The following is a 19,018-nucleotide window of genomic DNA, read 5'->3' on the forward strand; positions in this document are numbered from 1 at the left end:
CGGGCGGGGTCCTATGGAGGAGCCGACGTACCGCCGGCCGGTGAGGGAGGACCCGTGAACGCCACCCCCGAGACCCGTCTCGACCCGCGCTACAGCGACCCCGCGGCCGCCGCCCCGCCCTGGTCCGCCGCGGAGCGGCTGCTCGCTGGGGCCGAACTGTTCTGGATCTCCACGGTCCGCCCCGACGGCCGCCCCCATGTGACCCCGCTGCCCGCCGTCTGGTCGGACGGCGCGCTGCACTTCTGCACCGGGCCGGACGAACGCAAGGCCCGCAACCTGGCGGAGAACGCGCACGTCGTGCTGACCACCGGCACCAACACCTGGGACGTGGGCTACGACCTGGTCGTGGAGGGCGACGCGGTACGGGTCGCCGACGACGCGCGGCTGCGCGAACTGGCGGCGGCGTGGGAGGCGAAGTACGGCGCCTTCTGGCATTTCGAGGTGCGTGACGGGTACTTCCACCACGGCGCGGGGCACGCCGTCGTGTTCTCGGTGGCGCCGCGGACCGTTTTCGGATTCGGTAAGGGGGAGCCGTTCAGCCAGACCAGGTGGCGGTTCTCCTGATCGCGGCCGCCCGGCCGCCTGCGCCTGCCGCCCGGCCGCCGAAGCCGACGAAGGAGCCGGACTCTCATGGACATGACACTCGAGGTGATTCCGCTCCCGGTGAGCGACATCGACCGGGCCAGGGACTTCTACCGGGACAGGGTCGGTTTCCACGTCGACATCGACGAGGAGGTCGTGCCGGGCCTGCGCATCGTCCAGCTGACCCCGCCCGGCTCCGGCTGCTCGATCGCCCTGGGGACCGGCATCTGGGAGATGACCCCGGGTCCCACCCCGGCCCCCGGCTCCTACCAGGGGCTCCAGCTCTGCGTCGCCGACATCGGGGCGGCCCGCGCGGAGCTGGTCGAACGGGGCCTGGACGTCTCCGAACCGGTCCGCCACGCCGAGGCCGACGGCGCCACCTTCATGTACTTCGAGGATCCGGACGGCAACAGCTGGGCGGTACAGGAGTACCGGCGCCGGGCGTCGGAGCCGCTGCACAGGCTGCTGGCGGAGCTGGCGGCCCGGCGGGCGTAGCGGCGGAGGGCCGCGTACGGCGGGCCGACGGGCCGGCCGGTTCGCCGGTCCGCCCGTCGGCTTGCGCGATCGCGGGGCAGGCGGGCTCGGCGGCTGATCGTCGGCTTGTCGGTTGTTCTTCAAAAAAGCGTGTCAAACGCGGATGAATGGCGACTCGGGGCGGGACGGACGGTCCACGGAAGGCCCGGCACCCACTGTCCGGTACGCGCCGGGTCTTCCAGGACACGGAACCGCACGAAGGACATCCGATGAGGAGAAGTCGCCGATGAGTGAGTCCGTACAGACCGGAACCGGAACTGGAAGTACCGGAGAGAAGGTCAAGGCAGAGACCTCCGCGACGGCCGGTCAGGCCAAGCAGGCCGCGGCCCAGGTCGCGGGGACGGCGGCGGAGCAGGCCAAGACCGTCGTGGGTGAGGCGCGGCAGCAGGCCGGCACGGTCATCGACGAGCTGCGCGTCCGGGTGACGAACGAGGCCGATGGGCAGACCCGGCGCGCGGCCGGCACGCTGCGGCAGTGGGCGGACGACCTCGCCGGGCTGGCCGAGAACGCGCAGAACGACTCCCCCGCCCGCAGTCTGGCGGCTCAGGCCGCCGACAAGGGCCACCGGGCGGCGGACTACCTGGACGACCAGGGCGTCGAGGGACTCGTCTCCGATCTCCAGGGTTTCGCCCGCCGGCGTCCCGGGGCGTTCCTCGGCGGCGCGCTGCTGGCCGGACTGGTCGTCGGACGCGTGGCCAAGGCGGCGGGAGCGGCCTCCCGGTCCGGCGGATCCGGGCAGGGGCAGGTCACCGGCACCGGCACGCCGGAGGAGGGCGTGCTGCCCGCGTACCCCGCGTCGCAGGCACTTCCCTCCGGCCCTCCGGCGGGGCCGGCACCGGCAGCACCGGCACCGGGAGCACCCGTACCGGGAACACCGGCACCGGCGGCACCGCCGCAGGCGCCGCCCCCTCCGCAGGAACCGCCGATCGTCGGCACGCCGCCGTACGGCACGCCGGGTCGTCCGTACCCGGAGGTGTGAGATGGCCTCGATCTCCCCCACGCCCGGCCCGCCCACGCCCGGACCGGTCGAGCCCCAGGGGCAGGAAAAGTCCCTGGGCGAGCTGCTGTCCACCGTGACCTCCGACCTGCAGACGCTGTTCCGCAAGGAGGTCGAGCTGGCCAAGGCCGAGATCAGGGAGGAGGCGGGCAGGGCGGGCAAGGCCGCCGGGATGTACGGCGGCGCCGGCTTCGCCGGCTACCTGGTCCTGCTCTTCCTGTCCCTGGCCCTGCTGTTCGGCCTGGCCAACGTGATGGACGAGGCCTGGGCCGCCCTGATCGTCATGGCGATATGGGCCGTGGTCGCGGCCGTGCTGTACCAGAAGGGCCGCGCGCGGATGCGCACCGTCTCCCCGAAGCCCGAGCAGACCGTCGAAACCATGAAGGAGAACGCGGAATGGGCACGTCACCCGACCAAGTGAGGGCTGAGATAGAGGCCACGCGCCACCAGTTGACGGCGGACGTGGACGAACTCACCGACCGGACCAGCCCCCGGCGTATGGTGACCCGCCGCAAGGAGAGGGTGCGCGGCACGGTGTCGGGTATCCGCGACCGGGTCATGGGCACCGCCTCGCAGACCGCGCACGGGGTGTCGCACACCGCGCAGTCGGCGGCCGGGTCACTGCAGGAGGGCACCGGCCGTGCGGCCGGCTCGGCACGCGAGGCGGTCGGCCAGGCCGGACAGACCGTGCAGCAGGCACCCGAGATGGCCCGGCGCCAGACCCAGGGCAACCCGCTGGCCGCCGGCCTGGTCGCCTTCGGGGTGGGTCTGCTGGCGTCCTCTCTGATGCCCGCCACGCAGACCGAGCAGGAGAAGGCCTCGGACCTGATGCGGAGCGACGCGCTCGAGCCGGTGAAGGAGGCCGCCGCCGAGTCCGCGCAGAACCTGAAGGAAGGCGCCAGGGAGGTCACGCAGGACGCCGCTGCGGAGGTGAAGGAGACGGCGGCGCAGGCCGCCCGCACCACCCGGCAGGAGGCGCGCGACCAGGGCACCCAGGTGGGCGAACAGGCCCGCGACTCCGGCCGGAGCGTCGCCGACGAGGCCCGCGGCCCGGGCCCGGCGTGAGCGCGGCGCCCTGACCGAACCGGCGGGAGGAAACCTGCCCCCGGCCCCTGTGCGGGCCGGGGGCTCTCCCCGTATGTCACCCGTAAGATCGAGGGCGGGAAGCGGATTCCCCGGCCCGGGTACCTGGAGAAGGCGGACGAGCTGCTGGGGGCGGGCGGTCTGCTCGCCGCGATGCGGGAGGACGTGGCGAAGGTCCGGTACCCGAAGGGGGTGCGGGAGCTCGCCCAGTCGGAGGCGCAGGCGGCCGAACTCCTTTCGTACGGCAGCCACAACCTGCACGGGGACCCGCAGACCGAGGAGTACGCCCGCGCACTGCTGGGCACGCGACGGCCGACTCCGCCGGAGGAGGAACTGCAACCGGCAGGTACGGATCCTCGAGCTGCGCTACGGCATCATCCGAGCCGAGGCGCTGACCGCACGGGAGTCACTGGCCTCCATCGAACAAGCGCTGGGGGAGACATGAACCGTATGGGCATGGGCGGAGAGGACCGCGATCCGGTCTGGTTCAAGAGCAGCTACAGCGACAGCAGCAACCCCGGCGACTGCGTCGAAGTCGCGATGACCACCGGCTCCGTCCACGTCCGGGACTCCAAGGCCCCCGACGGTCCCCGTCTCACGCTCACGGCGGCGTGGACCCGCTTCACCGCGCGTGACGCCGGCTGAGGCAGGGGGCCGTCCGCAGGGGACGGCCCCCTGGGTGTGCTAACCCGCGTACGTCTCCAACTCGGCGATCCGCGGGGCGCCGGACGAGCCGGTGATCTCGAAGGTGAGTTTCTTCAGGGAGGCCGGGGCGAAGCCGATGACGCCCGCTCCGGTGCCGGAGGCCAGGACCGCGCCGGTGTCGTGGTTGACGACCCGCCAGGAGCCGATGGCGCCCTGTGAGCCCGCCGCCTCACGCACGTTGATCTTCGAGACCGTGGTGGCGGAGCCCCACTTGACCGAGACGGAGCCGGTCGGGCCGGACGGCGACCAGTACGTGCCCATGTCGCCGTCCCGGACGTTGCCGTAGCTGGTCCCGTCGGCCTTGGAGGAGCCGTCGGCCCCGGCGGTGAGGCTCAGGTTGGTCCCGGTGGGCGGGTCGGTGGGGTCCGGGGGGTCGGTCGGGTCCGGGTCCGGGGGGTCGGTCGAGTCCGGGTTCTGCGGGGTGCAGCTCCCGTCCGACACCTTCAGGCCCTTGTTGGCGCCCGCCGTCTGGCTCACGACGCCCGGCACGCAGTTGGCGGCGTCCAGGGTGTAGGCGTACGGGATGCCGACGGAGGTGTTCGACGTCGGGTTCGGACCGGCCGGGTTGTGGTCGTCGCTGCGCGCGGACCAGGTCACGTTGTCGAAGATGTTGCCGCTGACCTGCCAGTAGCCGGCCGCGTCGGTGTAGAAGGTGCCGAGGACGTCCTTGGAGTCCTCGAAGTAGTTGTTGTCCACCTTCGCGCGGGCGCCGGCACGGGAGTTGATGCCGGACTCGTTGAGGTTCCTGTAGTGGTTGTTGTAGATGTGCGAGACGCCGCCGCGCAGCAGGGGCGTACGGGAGTCGATGTTCTCGTACAGGTTGTGGTGGAAGGTGACGTAGCCGTTGGAGGTGTCGCTCTCGCTGGAGCCGATGAGGCCGCCGCGGCCGGAGTTGCGCAGCGTGCTGTAGGACAGCGTCACGTACTGGGTGTTGTCCTTCATGTCGAAGAGGCCGTCGAAGCCCTCCGACTCGCCGCCCGACGCCTCGAGGGTGGTGTGGTCGACCCACACGTTGCGGACACCGCTCTCCATGCCGATGGCGTCTCCGCCGTTCGACGTGGGCGAACCCGACTTCTTGACGTTCCGGATGGTCACGTTCTGGATGATGATGTTGCGGGACTCCCGGATGTGGATGCCCAGTTGGTCGAAGACGGCGCCGTTGCCGACACCGACGATCGTGACGTTGCTGATCTGCTTGAGCTCGATGACACCGGCGGCGGTGCTGCAGCTGCCGCCGGACACCTTGGCGGTGTTGCCGTGGTTGATGGTGCCCTCGACCTGGATGGTGATCGGGGTGGAGCTGCTGGCCCGGCCGCACAGGGCCTGGTGGATGGCGGTGCCGGTGGTGGCACGGACCGTCTGCCCGCCGGCGCCGCCGGTGGTTCCGCCGTTCTGGGTCGCGTAGCCGGTGGGGCCGGAGGCCGCCGCGGCCGCCTCCGCCGTGGACAGCGCCACGCCGGTCGCGGCCGCCAGGGCTCCCGTGGCCAGTAACGCGGAGAGTCGCACTGCGACTGATCGCCTCATTCTCGTCTCGCCTCTCGTCCTCGTGCGCCGGCGTTCCGCACCGGCCGCGCTGCTATGTCATATGCATGTCAGCAGAACCGATGAGGGGCGGCGGGGTGGGCCGGACCCATCGGCGAGAAAGCGCTTTCTGTTGTCGCGACAGTAAAGCCACGCCCGAGGGACTGGCAAGGTTCCGCGCAGTTACGGAGAGCTCAATTCCGTTTCGAAACGGCGTGGTTGATCCACATGCCGTCACCTGCGTGCGGGTTTAGCGTTCTGGTATGGGCGTTGGGTACGGCGCCGTATGACCGGGTCCGACGGCAGGCCCGATGCGGCCAGTGCGCTTTGTGAGGCCCTCGCAGCGGTCGTGCTCCGCACAGGAGCCAAGATCGGGGGTGTCTACCTGCTGGATCCGGCCGAGGACGCGCTGGGTCTGGTCGCGCTGTACGGCGCACCCGTCGACGCGTTCGCACCGTGGTGGCGAGTCTCCTTCGCCGTGCACGGCCCGTCCCAGGACGCGATACGCGACGAGCGGCTGGTCTGGGTGAGTTCCCTCGAAGAGCTGGCCCACGTCTATCCGCGCGTCGCGGCGGCCATTCCGTATCCGCTCACGTTCGCGATGGCCCCGCTCAGCGGGGTCCGGCACTGCCGGGGCGCACTGCTTCTCGTGTACGAACCCGGCCGTTCTCCCCGTCTCGGCCACCATGAGCGCAGGCGCATCGCCTGGAGCACCCGGCGCATCGCCCACGCGCTGAACGCAGCCGACCGGCCCCCGGCCATTCCGGACCGGCCCTGTTTCGTGCCTCCGCGTCTCCCGGAGCCGCGGTCGCGGCCCGGGCTCACGGCGGCCGGCCTGGTGGAACGCCTGCCGTTCGGCGCTCTCGACCTCGACCTCGGAGGGCGTGCCACCCTCGTGAACACCGCGGCCGCCGATCTGCTGGGCCGACCGGCGGAGCAGTTGCTCGGAGCCGAGCCGTGGACGTTGCTGCCGTGGTTGGACAACACCACGTTCATGGACGCCTACCGGACGGCCCTGGCCAGCCGTGAGCCCCTCGCCCTGTCCGTCCTGCGTCCACCGGACCGGTGGCTCGACTTCCGCCTCCACGCGTACGAGAACGGCACGAGTGTTCTCGTGTCCCCCGACCGCTCGTCCAGGCCCTTCGACGCGCGGTCGGCCCTCACCGGGACTCCGCCGGAGAGCCGCATCCACCTCCTGATGGCACTGGCAGCCGCACTGACCGAGACCATCGGCGTCCAGGACGTCGTGGACCTGGTGGCCGACCAGATCCTGCCCGCGTTCCGAGCTCAAGGCATGATCATGTCCACCGCCGACGCGGGCCGGATACGGATCATCGGATACCGCGGCTACGCCCCTGCGGTCATCGAGCAGCTGGACGGCCTGCCCACGGACGCCGATCTGACCCCGGCGGGCCGCGCGCTGACCACCGGCGCCTCGTCGTTCTTCGCCGACCGCGGCGAACTGACCCGCGTCCATCCCGGGGCGCCGCAGTCCACCGGCATGGAAGCATGGGCCTTCCTGTCGCTGCCCGGCTCGGGAGGCCCCCTCGGCTGCCTCCTCCTCGCCTACGACCACCCGCACTCCTTCACCACCTCCGAGCGCTCCGTCCTCACGCCCCTCGCCGGCCTGATCGCCCAGGCCCTGGACCGTGCGCGCCTCTACGACATCAAGCACGGCCTCGCCCACGCCCTCCAGCAGACGCTGCTGCCCCACACGCTGCCCACCGTGACCGGACTCGATGTCGCCGCCTGTTACCTGCCCGCCGGCCACGGTATGGACATCGGCGGCGACTTCTACGACCTCATCCGGCTGACCGACACCACCGTCGCGGCAGTCATCGGAGACGTGCAGGGCCATGACATGAAGGCTGCCGCTCTCATGGGCCAGGTCCGCATGGCCGTTCACTCCCACGCGACGGCCGGGGCCACCGCCGACCAGGTGCTCGTCCTCGCCGACCGCGACCTCGCCGACCTGGACACCAGCCGTTTCGTCTCCTGCCTCTACGCCCACCTGGACCTGGCCCGCCACCAGGTGACCCTGGCCAGCGCAGGACACCCACCCCCGCTGCTGCGGGATCCCGACAACCGGACCCGGGTCGCGGACCTCCGTCCCGGCCCCCCTCTCGGCATCGGCATCGGAACCCCCGCCTACCCGCTCACCACTTTGTCCATGGCCCCGGAGTCACTGCTCGCCCTCTACACCGACGGCCTCGTGGAGCTGCCCGGCACCGACATCGCCCAGACCACGGCCGACCTGGCACACCGCCTGGGCGAGGCGGGCAACCTCCCCCTGCACCAGCTCGTGGACAGCCTCGTCCGGCACAGACGCCGTATCCACCACCACACCGACGACATCGCCCTGCTCCTGCTCCAGCCGGGCCGCACGGGCGGCCCGTGATCACCGGGCCGGCCCGGTGACCACGGAGACGGAACCGGTCCGCGCCTACAGCACCGGCAGGCTCTTGCGCAGCTCGAAGGCCGTGACCTCGGAGCGGTACTCCTCCCACTCCTGCCGCTTGTTGCGCAGGAAGAAGTCGAAGACGTGCTCCCCGAGCGTCTCGGCGACCAGGTCGCTGCGTTCCATCAGGGTGAGGGCCTCGCCCAGGTTCTGCGGGAGCGGCTCGATGCCGAGGGCGCGGCGTTCCGCGTCGGAGAGGGCCCAGACGTCGTCCTCGGCGCCCGGCGGGAGCTCGTAGCCCTCCTCGATGCCCTTGAGGCCGGCGGCCAGGAGGAGGGCGTAGGCCAGGTACGGGTTGGCGCCGGAGTCCAGGGAGCGGACCTCCACGCGGGCCGAGCCGGTCTTGCCGGGCTTGTACATGGGCACGCGGACCAGGGCCGAGCGGTTGTTGTGGCCCCAGCAGATGTACGACGGGGCCTCGCCGCCGGCGCCGGCCGTGCGCTCCGCGCCGCCCCAGATGCGCTTGTAGGAGTTGACCCACTGGTTGGTGACCGCGGAGATCTCCGCCGCGTGCCGCAGCAGGCCCGCGATGAAGGAGCGGCCGACCTTGGAGAGCTGGTACTCCGCGCCGGACTCGTAGAAGGCGTTCCGGTCGCCCTCGAAGAGCGAGAGGTGCGTGTGCATGCCGGAGCCGGGGTGTTCGGAGAACGGCTTGGGCATGAAGGTCGCCTGGACCCCCTGCTCGAGCGCCACCTGCTTCATGACCAGGCGGAACGTCATGATGTTGTCGGCCGTGGAGAGCGCGTCCGCGTAGCGCAGGTCGATCTCCTGCTGGCCGGGGGCGCCCTCGTGGTGGGAGAACTCCACCGAGATGCCCATGGACTCCAGCATGGTGATCGCCTGCCGGCGGAAGTCCATGCCGACGTTCTGCGGGGTGTGGTCGAAGTAGCCGGAGTTGTCCGCCGGGGTGGGACGGCTGCCGTCGAGCGGCCTGTCCTTCAGCAGGAAGAACTCGATCTCCGGGTGGGTGTAGAAGGTGAAGCCCAGGTCGGAGGTGCGGGCCAGGGCGCGCTTGAGGACGTAGCGCGGGTCCGCGAAGGACGGGGAGCCGTCCGGCATGAGGATGTCGCAGAACATGCGGGCCGTGCCGGGGGCCTCGGCGCGCCAGGGCAGGACCTGGAAGGTCGACGGGTCCGGCTTGGCGATCATGTCGGACTCGTACACCCGGGCGAAGCCCTCGATGGCGGAGCCGTCGAAGCCGATCCCCTCGTCGAACGCCTGCTCGAGCTCGGCCGGGGCGACGGCCACGGACTTGAGGAAGCCCAGTACGTCGGTGAACCACAGGCGCACGAACCGGATGTCGCGCTCCTCCAACGTCCGGAGCACGAACTCCTGCTGCTTGTCCATCTTCCGCTTCCCCATCCTTGCCGGTCGGGCCGCCTGTCCGCTCCCGCGCCACGAGAGGCGGCCGGGCGCCCGAGCATCCCACCACACCAGGGTTTCATACGCGTTGCCGACCTTGATCGGCCGGCTGAGCGCGGCGTGAACGCCTCACGCGCGACGAACGCCTCGCACACGACAGGTGTACCGCTCCGGCTCCCATCTTGCCTGTTCGGACCGGTATGCGTAACGGCCGACCCGTGGTCGGGCCCACGGACGGGGGGAGACGGCAGGCGGGAGCGGGGCCGCGGGGGCCGTGACGGTCCGCGATCCGGTGCGATTATGGGGATTATCCGGTCACGCGGTCCGGGGCGCCCGGTGCGAGGTGCCGCGCCCTCTACGACTCGCTCCACTCCCCCATTACGATCAGCTCACCCGCTCGTCCCACTTCTCCCCCGAAGGACACCTCCCATGGGCTCCGCCAAGAAGAGCAGCGCCTCACGCACGGCGCGCATAGAGGAGATGCGGCGCGCCGAGAAGGCCCGCGAGCGCCGCAACCGGATCCTCGTCATCGCCGCCGGCGTGGTGGTCGTCACCGGGCTCGTCGTCGGCGGCGTGGTGCTCGTCCAGTCGCAGTCGGACGACGACGGCGGCAGCGCGGCGGGCGACTCCAAGAACTCCGGCGAGTTCGTCACGGGCGAGGACGGCGTGCGGAAGTGGCAGGGGACCCTGGGGCGCAACCACGTGACCAAGGCCGTGGACTACCCCGTCTCCCCTCCCGTGGGCGGTGACCACAACCCCGTGTGGATGAACTGCAACGGGGACGTCTACACCGACGAGATCAACAACACCAACGCCGTCCACTCCCTGGAGCACGGCGCCGTCTGGGTGACGTACAACGCCGACGCGGAGAAGGCGGACGTCGACGCGCTCGCGGCGAAGGTGAAGAAGACGCCGTACACGCTGATGAGCCCGGTCGACGGCCAGCAGGAACCGCTCATGCTCACCGCCTGGGGGCACCAGCGCGCCGTGACCGGTGCCGACGATCCGGACGTCGACGCGTTCCTCGAGAAGTTCGTCCAGGGCGAGCAGACCCCCGAGCCGGGGGCCGCCTGCACCAACGGGCTGTCCAAGTGAGGCAGTTGGGTCTGATCGCGGGGGCCGCGGCGACGGCGCTCGTCGCGGCCGGCGCGATCAGTTACGCGGTGGCCGGGGACGAGGGGTCGGACGGGCCCCCCTCGGCCGGGTCCGCGGACGCCGGGTTCGCCCGGGACATGGCCGTGCACCATCAGCAGGCAGTCGAGATGTCGTACATCGTGCGGGACCGGACGGACGACGAGGACGTCCGGCGGCTCGCCTACGACATCGCCCAGACGCAGGCGAACCAGCGGGGCATGCTGCTGGGCTGGCTCGGTCTGTGGGAGCTGCCGAAGGTGTCCGCCGAGCCGCCGATGACCTGGATGGGCATGGAGGGCGCGGCCTCCGGCAAGGACGGCGCGCTGATGCCGGGGATGGCGACGAACACCGAGATGAAGCGGCTCGGCTCGCTGGACGGTGAGCGGGCCGAGATCTTCTACCTCCAGCTGATGACGGACCACCACGAGGGTGGGGTGCACATGGCGCAGGGGTGTGTCCGCGCGTGCGAGGTCGGCGTGGAGAAGCGGCTCGCGCGGGGGATGGTGGAGGCGCAGGAGTCGGAGATCGAGCTGATGGCGGGGATGCTGCGGGAGCGCGGGGCCGCGCCCCGCGACTGAGGCTCCCGGTCCCCCGCGGGTCCGGTCGTTCACGGTCCGGACCGGGCGTGGCAGTGCCGCCCGGGGCCGTTTCGGGCCTCGCGCGGAGAACCTCGCGCGCCTGGCAGGCGGCGCGGGTGAGGCTTTCCGGGTGCGCCGGGGCACGTTCGCGGTACGCACGCCCGCCGCGCGTTCGGGGCACGCGGAGCTGCCCGCGCGTTCGGGGTGCGTACGTCCGACCGCACATCGCGTCGCTCTGACGATTACACTGGGCCCGTGCCTCAACTACGTCTCGCCCTGAACCAGATCGACTCGAGCGTCGGCGACCTCGCCGGCAACGCCGAAACGATGATCCGCTGGACCCGGCACTCCGCCGAGCAGGGGGCCCACCTCGTGGCGTTCCCGGAGATGGCGCTGACCGGGTATCCCGTCGAGGACCTCGCCCTCAGGTCGTCCTTCGTGGAGGCCTCCCGCGCGGCCCTGCGCTCCCTCGCCGCGCGGCTCGCCGAAGAGGGCTTCGGGGAGCTGCCGGTGATCGTCGGCTACCTCGACCGCAGCGCCGCCGCCCAGCCGAAGTACGGGCAGCCGGCCGGTGCGCCGCAGAACGCCGCCGCCGTGCTGTACGGCGGTGAGGTGGTGCTGAGCTTCGCCAAGCACCACCTGCCCAACTACGGCGTCTTCGACGAGTTCCGGTACTTCGTGCCCGGCGACACCATGCCGGTGGTGCGGGTGCGCGGTGTCGACGTCGCCCTCGCCATCTGCGAGGACCTGTGGCAGGACGGGGGGCGGGTGCCGGCGGCCCGGTCGGCGAAGGCCGGGCTGCTGCTGTCGGTCAACGCCTCGCCGTACGAGCGGGACAAGGACGACACCCGGCTGGAGCTGGTGCGCAAGCGGGCGCAGGAGGCCGGGTGCACGACCGCGTACCTCGCCATGATGGGCGGGCAGGACGAGCTCGTCTTCGACGGGGACTCGATCGTCGTCGACCGTGACGGTGCGGTCGTGGCGCGGGCTCCGCAGTTCACCGAGACGTGCGTCGTGGTCGACCTCGACCTGCCCGCCGCGGACACCGACGCGCCCACGGGCGTCGTGGACGACGGCCTGCGGATCGAGCGGGTCGTGCTGTCGGAGGAGCCGGTGCCGGCGCACGACGCCGACGCGGACGCCGGCGCCGAGCGGACCGGTGCGTACGCGGAGCGGCTCGAGGGCGCCGAGGAGGTGTACTCCGCGCTGGTCGTGGGCCTGCGGGCGTACGTCACGAAGAACGGCTTCCGGTCCGTGCTGATCGGGTTGTCCGGGGGGATCGACTCGGCGCTGGTCGCCGCGATCGCGTGTGACGCGGTGGGCGCGGAGAACGTGTACGGCGTGTCCATGCCGTCGAAGTACTCGTCGGACCACTCCAAGGACGACGCGGCGGAGTTGGCCCGGCGGACCGGCCTGAACTACCGGACGGTGGCGATCGAGCCGATGTTCGACGCGTACATGGGGGCGCTGGGGCTGACGGGGCTCGCGGAGGAGAATCTGCAGTCGCGGCTGCGGGGGACGCTGCTGATGGCGATCTCCAACCAGGAGGGGCACATCGTGCTGGCGCCCGGGAACAAGTCGGAGCTGGCCGTGGGGTACTCGACGCTGTACGGGGACTCCGTGGGGGCGTACGGGCCGATCAAGGACGTGTACAAGACGTCGGTGTTCCGGTTGGCGGAGTGGCGGAACCGGGCGGCGGTGGAGCGGGGGCAGACGCCGCCGATTCCGGAGAACTCGATCGCGAAGCCGCCGAGTGCGGAGTTGCGGCCGGGGCAGGTGGACACCGATTCGCTGCCGGACTACCCGGTGCTGGACGCGATCCTGGAGCTGTACGTGGACCGGGACCGGGGGGCGGACGAGATCGTCGCGGCCGGGTTCGACGCGGAGCTGGTGGCGAAGACGCTGCGGATGGTGGACCGGGCGGAGTACAAGCGGCGGCAGTATCCGCCGGGTACGAAGATCTCCCCGAAGGGGTTCGGGAAGGACCGGCGGCTGCCGATCACGAACGGGTGGCGGGAGCAGGTGCCTCCGGCGGGGTGAGCGGGCGGGGATGCCTGCGGCGCCTGTGCGGCTCCGGTGGGGGGTGCGCGTGGCGCCCACCGGTGGGGGCGGGCCGGGGCCGGGGGTGCCCGTCTCCGGACCGGCGCGGAACCGGTCACCCGGGAAGCTCGGGGTGCGGACGCGCCGGCCGCTGCGGGCGGGCACCTTCGCCCCGTCCCCTCCGCGCCGTGGGCGGCGTACGCGGCTCCGCGCCGTACGCGGCGTGACCCGGGCCGTCGTGCCGCCCGGGGTGGCACGGGTGGGCGCGGCGGCATCCGGTAAGCGCCGGGCCGCGCTCACGGCCGCGGCGCGCACCGCCCCGGCGTCGTCTCAGCGCACGCGGTCCAGCGGCGCCGCCTGCTGCGGCACGCCGCCCGCGACCACCCGCTCGCGTCCGGCCGCCCCCGCCGTCGCCCCGCGGTCCACCGCGTACGCGACGACCGCCACGCCGATGCCGAAGGCGGAGAGCAGCGCCCCTGCGACCGCCGGGGACGTGGGTCCGAAGCCGGCCGCCAGGGCCAGGCCGCCGATCCACGCGCCGCCCGCGTTGGCCAGGTTGAAGGCCGCCTGGTTGGCGGAGGAGGCCAGCGAGGGGGCCGCGGCGGCCTTCTCCATGACCATCAGCTGCAGGGGCGAGCCCGTCGCGAACGCCGCCGTGCCGAGCAGGGTCACCGCCAGCGCCGCGGTGACCTCCGTGCGCATCAGGAGCGGGAAGAGGGCGAGGATCGCCGTCAGCGAGGCCAGGCCGCCGAAGAGGGTCGCGCGCAGGGCGTGGTCGGCCAGACGGCCGCCCAGCAGGTTGCCGGCCGTGGCGCCGACGCCGAAGAGGGCCAGCAGCAGCGTCACGCTGGTGCCGGCGTAGCCCGCGGCGTCCGTGAGCATCGGGGTGATGTAGCTGTACGCCGCGAACAGCGCGCCGAAGCCGGCGACCGTCGTGCCGAGGGCCAGCCAGACCGGGAGGGAACGCAGGGTGGCCAGTTCGCCGCGCAGGCCCTGCTGCGGGGCGGGGGTGTGGTCCCGGGGGATCAGGAGGGCCAGGGAGGCGATGGCGACCAGGCCGATGGCGCTCACGGCGAGGAAGGTCGCCCGCCAGCCGAACTTCTGGCCCATGAGCGTGGCCACGGGGACGCCTGCCACGTTGGCCGTGGTCAGGCCCAGGAACATCAGGGAGACCGAGCGGGCCCTGCGCTCCGGGGTCGCCATCGTCATCGCGACCACCGCGCCCACGCCGAAGAAGGCGCCGTGCGGGAGGCCGCTGAGGAAGCGGGCGGCCAGGAGCCAGGTGTGGTCGGGCGCGAGCGCCGAGAGGGCGTTGCCCGCGACGAAGAGGGCCATCAGGGCGATCAGGACCGTGCGGCGCGGCATCCGCGCGGTCGCCGCGGCGAGCAGCGGGGCGCCGACGACCACGCCCAGGGCGTAGGCGGAGACCAGGTGGCCCGCGCCGGGTATGGAGATGCCGAGGTCGTCCGCGACGTCGGGGAGCAGTCCCATCATCACGAACTCGGTGGTACCGATGCCGAAGGCACCCACGGCAAGGGCGAGCAGGGCCAGGGGCATGGGGCGGGGGCCTTTCGGGACTGTGAGCGCACTTCATATGTTCAAGTGCGGAACAAAGCATCTCGGGTTTTCTGTTCCCTCCGGTTGCGGACGGGTTGCGGGGAGGCAAAAAGAAGCGGGCTGACCTGGGGTTTCAGTGGTCCGGTGTGGTGACCTTCACACGGGCCGCGATGGGGAGGTGGTCGCTCGCCGTGGCCGGGAGGGTCCAGGAACTCTCCGGTTCCGCGCCCTTGACCAGGATCTGGTCGATCCGCGCCATCGGGAACGACGCCGGCCAGCTGAAGCCGAAGCCGCTGCCCACGGCGCCCTGGGTGGAACGCATCTGGGCCGTGACGGCCTTCAGGGCGCGGTCGTTCATCGTGCCGTTGAGGTCGCCGAGCAGGACGACGTTCCGCAGGGGTTCGGCGGCGATGGCCTCCCCCAGGGCGTCGGCGCTCTTGTCGCGCTGGCGGGCGGTGAAGCCGGCCTCCAGCTTCACCCGGACCGAAGGCAGGTGGGCGACGTAGACGGCGACCCGGCCGGCGGGGGCGGTCACCGTGGCGCGCATCGCGCGCTGCCAGCCGAGGCGGATGTCGACGGCCTCCACCTCGGTCAGCGGGTACTTGCTCCACAGGCCGACGGTGCCCACCACCGCGTGGTACTCGTACGTCCCCGCCAGCGCCGTCTCGTAGGTCGGGACCTCGCTCGCCTTCAGTTCCTCCAGGGCCAGGACGTCCGCGCCGGAGGCCGCCACGTCGCGGGCGGTGCGGGCGGGGTCCGGGTTCTCGGCGTTGACGTTGTGCGTGGCCACCGTGAGGTCGCCGCCCGAGGCGGTCTTGTCGGTGAGCAGTCCGCCGAAGAGGTTCAGCCAGACGGCCGCGGGCAGGATCGTCGCGATCAGCGCCGTCGCCGACTTGCGGAGCAGGCCGAGGAGGAGCAGGACCGGGATGAGCACGACCAGCCAGGGCAGGAACGTCTCGGTCAGGCTGCCCAGGTTGCCGATCGCGTTCGGGATGTGGGCGTGGGCCAGCATGACCAGGGCCAGCAGCGCCGCGAACGCGGCCAGGACCAGGCCGCGGCGCCAGATCCGGCGGTCGCCGCGCCAGTCCCCGCCCCAGCGATCGAGCAGGCGCCGGAGCCGGGACGTCCGGCGCTCGGGTCCCGGACTCCCGTTCTCCGCCTCCGTCATGTACGCCTGCTGCGCCATAGCGTCGCCTCACCACCTGCCGTGCACACCGTCGCCCCCGTGTCCGTAAGACCCTAGGGGATGATCGGTTCCGTTCCTGCCGCCCCTCGGCGGCCGTACGGGGTCGAGGACGCCCGGGGCGGCTCGACGAGTTCCGGCCGGAGGTGCGGAAAGCGCCCTCTGTGACGAAAAGCGCACACGGGTACGGCTGCTGACGGTGCGCAGGCCCCGCCGAAGGGTCCGGGACCCGGGGCCCGGGGCGGAACCCACAGGGGGCCCCTGGCCCTCGTCCGGTCGAGGTGCCACCATGGACGTGGTCCGGGGACGCCGTCAGGGCGCCTCGAGATGATGTGTTGGGAGACGGTTCAATGACGCAGCTTTCGGCTGCCCAGACCGGGACGTCGGGTCCCTCCGGCGGCGGCAAGACGCTGTACGGGGGCAAGGGCACACGCCGTATCACCGTCCGCGACGTCGCCGCCGCCAAGGAGCGCGGCGAGAAGTGGCCCATGCTCACCGCCTACGACGCGGCGACCGCCTCCGTGTTCGACGAGGCCGGCATCCCGGTGATGCTCGTCGGCGACTCGGCGGGCAACTGCCACCTGGGGTACGAGACCACCGTGCCCGTCACCCTCGACGAGATGACCATGCTGTCGGCCGCGGTCGTACGGGGCACCTCCCGTGCCCTGATCGTGGGCGACCTGCCCTTCGGCTCCTACCAGGAGGGACCGGTGCAGGCGCTGCGCTCGGCGACCCGGCTGGTGAAGGAGGCCGGGGTCGGCGCCGTGAAGCTGGAGGGCGGCGAGCGTTCGCACCGGCAGATCGAGCTGCTGGTGGAGTCCGGTATCCCGGTGATGGCCCACATCGGGCTGACCCCGCAGTCGGTGAACGCCATGGGCTACCGGGTGCAGGGGCGCGGCGAGGAGGCGGCCCAGCAGCTGCTGCGGGACGCCAAGGCCGTACAGGACGCCGGCGCCTTCGCGGTGGTGCTGGAACTGGTGCCGGCCGAGCTGGCCGCCGAGGTGACCCGGACGCTGCACATCCCGACCGTCGGGATCGGCGCGGGCCCGCAGACCGACGCGCAGGTGCTGGTGTGGACCGACATGCTCGGGCTGACCGGGGGCCGGGTGCCGAAGTTCGTCAAGCAGTACGCGAATCTGCGGGAGGTCATGAGCGGGGCGGTCAAGGCGTTCGCCGAGGACGTCGTCGGGGGGACGTTCCCGCAGGAGGAGCACTCCGTGCACTGAGCGGCTCCGCCGCCCCTGAACCACTGCCGCACCACCGGACGGCCCGCCGATCTTCCCCCCGTCGGCGGGCCGTCGCCGGTTCGCCGACGGCGGGGGTGCGCGGCCCGACGGCGAAGGTGCGCGGCCCGTCGGCGGGACGTCGGTGGTCTGTCGGTGGGACGTCGGTGATCTGTCGGTGGGGGCTGGCACCGTCGGCGGCATGAAGCGAATCGACAACGTCCCGGAGGGCGCGGGCAACGCCGTCACCGTGCGGGGGCTGGTCAAGCACTACGGCGCGACCAAGGCGCTGGACGGTGTCGACCTGGACGTGCGCGAGGGCACCGTGATGGGCGTGCTCGGGCCGAACGGTGCCGGCAAGACCACCCTCGTACGCATCCTGTCCACTCTCCTGGCGCCCACCGCCGGGCACGCCACCGTCGCCGGGTACGACGTGGTCCGCCAGCCCCGGCAGCTGCGCCGGGTGATCGGGCTGACCGGGCAGTACGCCTCGGTGGACGAGAAGCTGCCGGGCTGGGAGAACCTCTACCTCATCGGGCGGCTGCTCGACCTGTCCCGCAAGGAGGCCCGGGCCCGCGCCGACGAGCTGCTGGAGCGGTTCTCGCTCACCGAGGCGGCCCGGCGGCCGGCCGCGACCTACTCGGGCGGTATGCGCCGGCGGCTGGACCTGGCCGCGTCCATGATCGGCCGCCCCGCCGTGCTGTACCTGGACGAGCCGACCACGGGACTGGACCCCCGGACCCGCAACGAGGTGTGGGTGGAGGTCAGGCGGCTGGTCGGGGACGGGGTGACCGTGCTGCTGACCACCCAGTACATGGAGGAGGCCGAGCAGCTCGCGGGCGAGCTGACCGTCGTGGACCGGGGCCGGGTCATCGCGAGCGGCGGCATCGAGGAACTGAAGGCCAAGGTCGGCGGCCGCGCCCTGCGGGTCCGCCCGGCCGATCCGCTGCAGTTGCGTCCGCTGGCCGACGCCCTCGACACCCTGGGCATCACCGGGCTCGCCACCACCACCGTGGACACCGAGCGGGGTGCCGTGCTCGTCCCGGTGCTGAGTGACGAGCAGTTGACCGCCGTGGTCGGCGCGGTCACCGCGCGCGGGATCACGCTCAGCTCCATCACCACCGAACTGCCCAGCCTGGACGAGGTGTTCCTGTCCCTCACCGGCCACCGGGCCAGTGCCCCGCAGGACGCCGTGCCCGCCGAGAAGCGCGAGGAGGCCGCCGTATGAGCGCCACGACCCCGGACACCGCCGGCCCGCGCGCGGACGCCCGGATCACGCTGCGCGGTCATCTGCGCCACACCGGCGCGCTGATACGCCGCAACCTGCTGTGGATCCGGCAGGATCCGGAGTCGATGTTCGACGCCGTGCTCTTCCCGATCGTCTTCACCCTGCTGTTCGTGTACGTCTTCGGCGGCTCGATCGGGCAGTCGCTGGGCGGCGGTCAGGAGGCGTACGTGCAGTACATCGTGCCCGGCCTGATGGCCATGATGGGCATGAACATGGCCCAGGGGGTGGGCACCGGGTTCAACCAGGACTTCAACACCGGGGTCATGGACCGCTTCCGGTCGCTGCCGATCGGGCGCGGCTCGGTGCTGTTCGCCAAGATCTCCGTCGAGATGATGCGGATGCTGATCGCCACCGCGATCCTGATGGTCGTCGGTGTGCTCGTCGGCTTCGACATCACCAATTGGCCGGGGCTGTTCGCGGCCGTGGGGCTGTCCGCGGTGTTCGGCTCGGCGCTGATGTGGATCTTCATCACGCTGGGCGTGGTGATGAAGAACGCGCAGTCGGTGCAGGCGATGGGCTTCCTGGTGCTCATGCCGCTGCAGTTCGGCTCGTCGATCTTCGCGCCGACCCGGTCGATGCCGGGCTGGCTGGAGACCTTCACCGAGTACAACCCGCTGTCCGCCCTGGCGGACGCCGCCCGCGGGCTGATGGTCGGCGGTCCCGTCGCACACGACCTGTGGCTGACGCTGGCCTGGTCGGTGGGGCTCACGGCGGTGATGGCCCCGATCGCCGTCCACAAGTTCCGCACGAAGAGCTGACGGACGCGGCGGTGC

At 71.9% G+C, this 19,018-nt stretch carries 17 protein-coding genes and 1 pseudogene; 14 read left to right on the top strand and 4 right to left on the bottom strand.

Features of this window, described 5'->3' with window-relative positions:
• Positions 1–54 precede the first annotated feature (54 nt).
• The 7 genes and pseudogenes from ACF07S_RS13435 to ACF07S_RS13465 all read left to right on the top strand — a co-directional run bounded on the left by ACF07S_RS13435 (position 55) and on the right by ACF07S_RS13465 (position 3,841).
• On the top strand, positions 55–564 hold the full coding sequence (locus ACF07S_RS13435) for a pyridoxamine 5'-phosphate oxidase family protein (protein ID WP_391965266.1): 510 nt from the start codon (positions 55–57) through the stop codon (positions 562–564).
• 66 nt (positions 565–630) lie between these two features.
• The gene (locus ACF07S_RS13440; protein WP_391965267.1) at positions 631–1,077 is read left to right on the top strand and encodes a VOC family protein; all 447 of its coding nucleotides are present in this window, start codon (positions 631–633) and stop codon (positions 1,075–1,077) included.
• Positions 1,078–1,342: 265 nt separating this feature from the next.
• Positions 1,343–2,095 (top strand): hypothetical protein, encoded by a 753-nt coding sequence (locus ACF07S_RS13445; RefSeq protein WP_391965268.1) that lies wholly within the window; start codon positions 1,343–1,345, stop codon positions 2,093–2,095.
• A gap of 1 nt (position 2,096) precedes the next feature.
• The gene (locus ACF07S_RS13450; protein WP_391965269.1) at positions 2,097–2,534 is read left to right on the top strand and encodes a phage holin family protein; all 438 of its coding nucleotides are present in this window, start codon (positions 2,097–2,099) and stop codon (positions 2,532–2,534) included.
• Entirely contained in the window at positions 2,510–3,178 is a 669-nt protein-coding gene (locus ACF07S_RS13455; RefSeq protein WP_391965270.1) for a DUF3618 domain-containing protein, read from the top strand. The genes ACF07S_RS13450 and ACF07S_RS13455 overlap by 25 nt, the downstream gene beginning before the upstream one ends.
• 84 nt (positions 3,179–3,262) lie before the next feature.
• Positions 3,263–3,541 (top strand): annotated as a pseudogene (locus tag ACF07S_RS13460) (Scr1 family TA system antitoxin-like transcriptional regulator); the annotation flags it as partial.
• Between the two features lie 96 nt (positions 3,542–3,637).
• Positions 3,638–3,841, top strand: coding sequence for a DUF397 domain-containing protein (locus tag ACF07S_RS13465; protein ID WP_391974208.1), 204 nt, complete (start codon positions 3,638–3,640; stop codon positions 3,839–3,841).
• Between the two features lie 39 nt (positions 3,842–3,880).
• On the opposite strand, the gene ACF07S_RS13470 is transcribed toward ACF07S_RS13465, so the two are convergent.
• Positions 3,881–5,425: a polysaccharide lyase family 1 protein gene (locus ACF07S_RS13470; protein ID WP_391974209.1), complete on the bottom strand. Its 1,545-nt coding sequence runs from the start codon at positions 5,423–5,425 to the stop codon at positions 3,881–3,883.
• Between the two features lie 283 nt (positions 5,426–5,708).
• On the opposite strand from ACF07S_RS13470, the gene ACF07S_RS13475 reads away from it, so the two are divergent.
• On the top strand, positions 5,709–7,820 hold the full coding sequence (locus tag ACF07S_RS13475; protein WP_391974210.1) for a SpoIIE family protein phosphatase: 2,112 nt from the start codon (positions 5,709–5,711) through the stop codon (positions 7,818–7,820).
• Between the two features lie 45 nt (positions 7,821–7,865).
• On the opposite strand, the gene glnA is transcribed toward ACF07S_RS13475, so the two are convergent.
• Positions 7,866–9,227 (bottom strand): type I glutamate--ammonia ligase, encoded by a 1,362-nt coding sequence (glnA, locus tag ACF07S_RS13480; RefSeq protein WP_391965273.1) that lies wholly within the window; start codon positions 9,225–9,227, stop codon positions 7,866–7,868.
• Positions 9,228–9,671: 444 nt separating this feature from the next.
• On the opposite strand from glnA, the gene ACF07S_RS13485 reads away from it, so the two are divergent.
• From ACF07S_RS13485 to ACF07S_RS13495, 3 genes are all read left to right on the top strand, one after another.
• Positions 9,672–10,337 (top strand): DUF3105 domain-containing protein, encoded by a 666-nt coding sequence (locus tag ACF07S_RS13485; protein ID WP_391974211.1) that lies wholly within the window; start codon positions 9,672–9,674, stop codon positions 10,335–10,337.
• Complete coding sequence (locus tag ACF07S_RS13490; RefSeq protein ID WP_391974212.1) at positions 10,334–10,954, top strand: DUF305 domain-containing protein; 621 nt, start codon at positions 10,334–10,336, stop codon at positions 10,952–10,954. The genes ACF07S_RS13485 and ACF07S_RS13490 overlap by 4 nt, the downstream gene beginning before the upstream one ends.
• A gap of 255 nt (positions 10,955–11,209) precedes the next feature.
• Complete coding sequence (locus ACF07S_RS13495) at positions 11,210–12,994, top strand: NAD+ synthase (protein ID WP_391974213.1); 1,785 nt, start codon at positions 11,210–11,212, stop codon at positions 12,992–12,994.
• A gap of 330 nt (positions 12,995–13,324) precedes the next feature.
• Here ACF07S_RS13495 and ACF07S_RS13500 read toward each other — a convergent pair whose 3' ends face one another.
• Together ACF07S_RS13500 and ACF07S_RS13505 are read right to left on the bottom strand one after the other, a co-directional pair.
• Complete coding sequence (locus tag ACF07S_RS13500; RefSeq protein WP_391965277.1) at positions 13,325–14,551, bottom strand: MFS transporter; 1,227 nt, start codon at positions 14,549–14,551, stop codon at positions 13,325–13,327.
• Between the two features lie 133 nt (positions 14,552–14,684).
• Positions 14,685–15,737, bottom strand: coding sequence for an endonuclease/exonuclease/phosphatase family protein (locus ACF07S_RS13505; protein WP_391974214.1), 1,053 nt, complete (start codon positions 15,735–15,737; stop codon positions 14,685–14,687).
• Positions 15,738–16,084: 347 nt separating this feature from the next.
• Here ACF07S_RS13505 and panB point away from each other — a divergent pair, with 347 nt between their 5' ends.
• The 3 genes from panB (at position 16,085) to ACF07S_RS13520 (ending at position 19,003) form a co-directional block, all read left to right on the top strand.
• A complete protein-coding gene (gene panB, locus ACF07S_RS13510) occupies positions 16,085–16,960 on the top strand; it encodes a 3-methyl-2-oxobutanoate hydroxymethyltransferase (protein ID WP_391965279.1) in 876 nt (291 codons plus the stop codon).
• A 199-nt stretch (positions 16,961–17,159) separates the two neighbouring features.
• Entirely contained in the window at positions 17,160–18,185 is a 1,026-nt protein-coding gene (locus ACF07S_RS13515; protein WP_391974215.1) for an ATP-binding cassette domain-containing protein, read from the top strand.
• Complete coding sequence (locus ACF07S_RS13520) at positions 18,182–19,003, top strand: ABC transporter permease (RefSeq protein ID WP_391965281.1); 822 nt, start codon at positions 18,182–18,184, stop codon at positions 19,001–19,003. Before ACF07S_RS13515 ends, ACF07S_RS13520 begins: the two co-directional genes overlap by 4 nt.
• The last annotated feature ends 15 nt before the right edge of the window (positions 19,004–19,018 follow it).

The organism is Streptomyces sp. NPDC016640 (genome assembly GCF_043076215.1).
GTDB lineage: Bacteria > Actinomycetota > Actinomycetes > Streptomycetales > Streptomycetaceae > Streptomyces.

Coding starts and splice junctions, on each gene's coding strand:
- panB (WP_391965279.1), top strand. CDS start 16,085: ATGACGCAGCTTTCGGCTGCCCAGACCGGGACGTCGGGTCCCTCCGGC.
- ACF07S_RS13455 (WP_391965270.1), top strand. CDS start 2,510: ATGGGCACGTCACCCGACCAAGTGAGGGCTGAGATAGAGGCCACGCGC.
- ACF07S_RS13470 (WP_391974209.1), bottom strand. CDS start 5,425: ATGAGGCGATCAGTCGCAGTGCGACTCTCCGCGTTACTGGCCACGGGA.
- glnA (WP_391965273.1), bottom strand. CDS start 9,227: ATGGACAAGCAGCAGGAGTTCGTGCTCCGGACGTTGGAGGAGCGCGAC.
- ACF07S_RS13440 (WP_391965267.1), top strand. CDS start 631: ATGGACATGACACTCGAGGTGATTCCGCTCCCGGTGAGCGACATCGAC.
- ACF07S_RS13485 (WP_391974211.1), top strand. CDS start 9,672: ATGGGCTCCGCCAAGAAGAGCAGCGCCTCACGCACGGCGCGCATAGAG.
- ACF07S_RS13475 (WP_391974210.1), top strand. CDS start 5,709: ATGACCGGGTCCGACGGCAGGCCCGATGCGGCCAGTGCGCTTTGTGAG.
- ACF07S_RS13500 (WP_391965277.1), bottom strand. CDS start 14,551: ATGCCCCTGGCCCTGCTCGCCCTTGCCGTGGGTGCCTTCGGCATCGGT.
- ACF07S_RS13505 (WP_391974214.1), bottom strand. CDS start 15,737: ATGGCGCAGCAGGCGTACATGACGGAGGCGGAGAACGGGAGTCCGGGA.
- ACF07S_RS13445 (WP_391965268.1), top strand. CDS start 1,343: ATGAGTGAGTCCGTACAGACCGGAACCGGAACTGGAAGTACCGGAGAG.
- ACF07S_RS13520 (WP_391965281.1), top strand. CDS start 18,182: ATGAGCGCCACGACCCCGGACACCGCCGGCCCGCGCGCGGACGCCCGG.
- ACF07S_RS13450 (WP_391965269.1), top strand. CDS start 2,097: ATGGCCTCGATCTCCCCCACGCCCGGCCCGCCCACGCCCGGACCGGTC.
- ACF07S_RS13465 (WP_391974208.1), top strand. CDS start 3,638: ATGAACCGTATGGGCATGGGCGGAGAGGACCGCGATCCGGTCTGGTTC.
- ACF07S_RS13515 (WP_391974215.1), top strand. CDS start 17,160: ATGAAGCGAATCGACAACGTCCCGGAGGGCGCGGGCAACGCCGTCACC.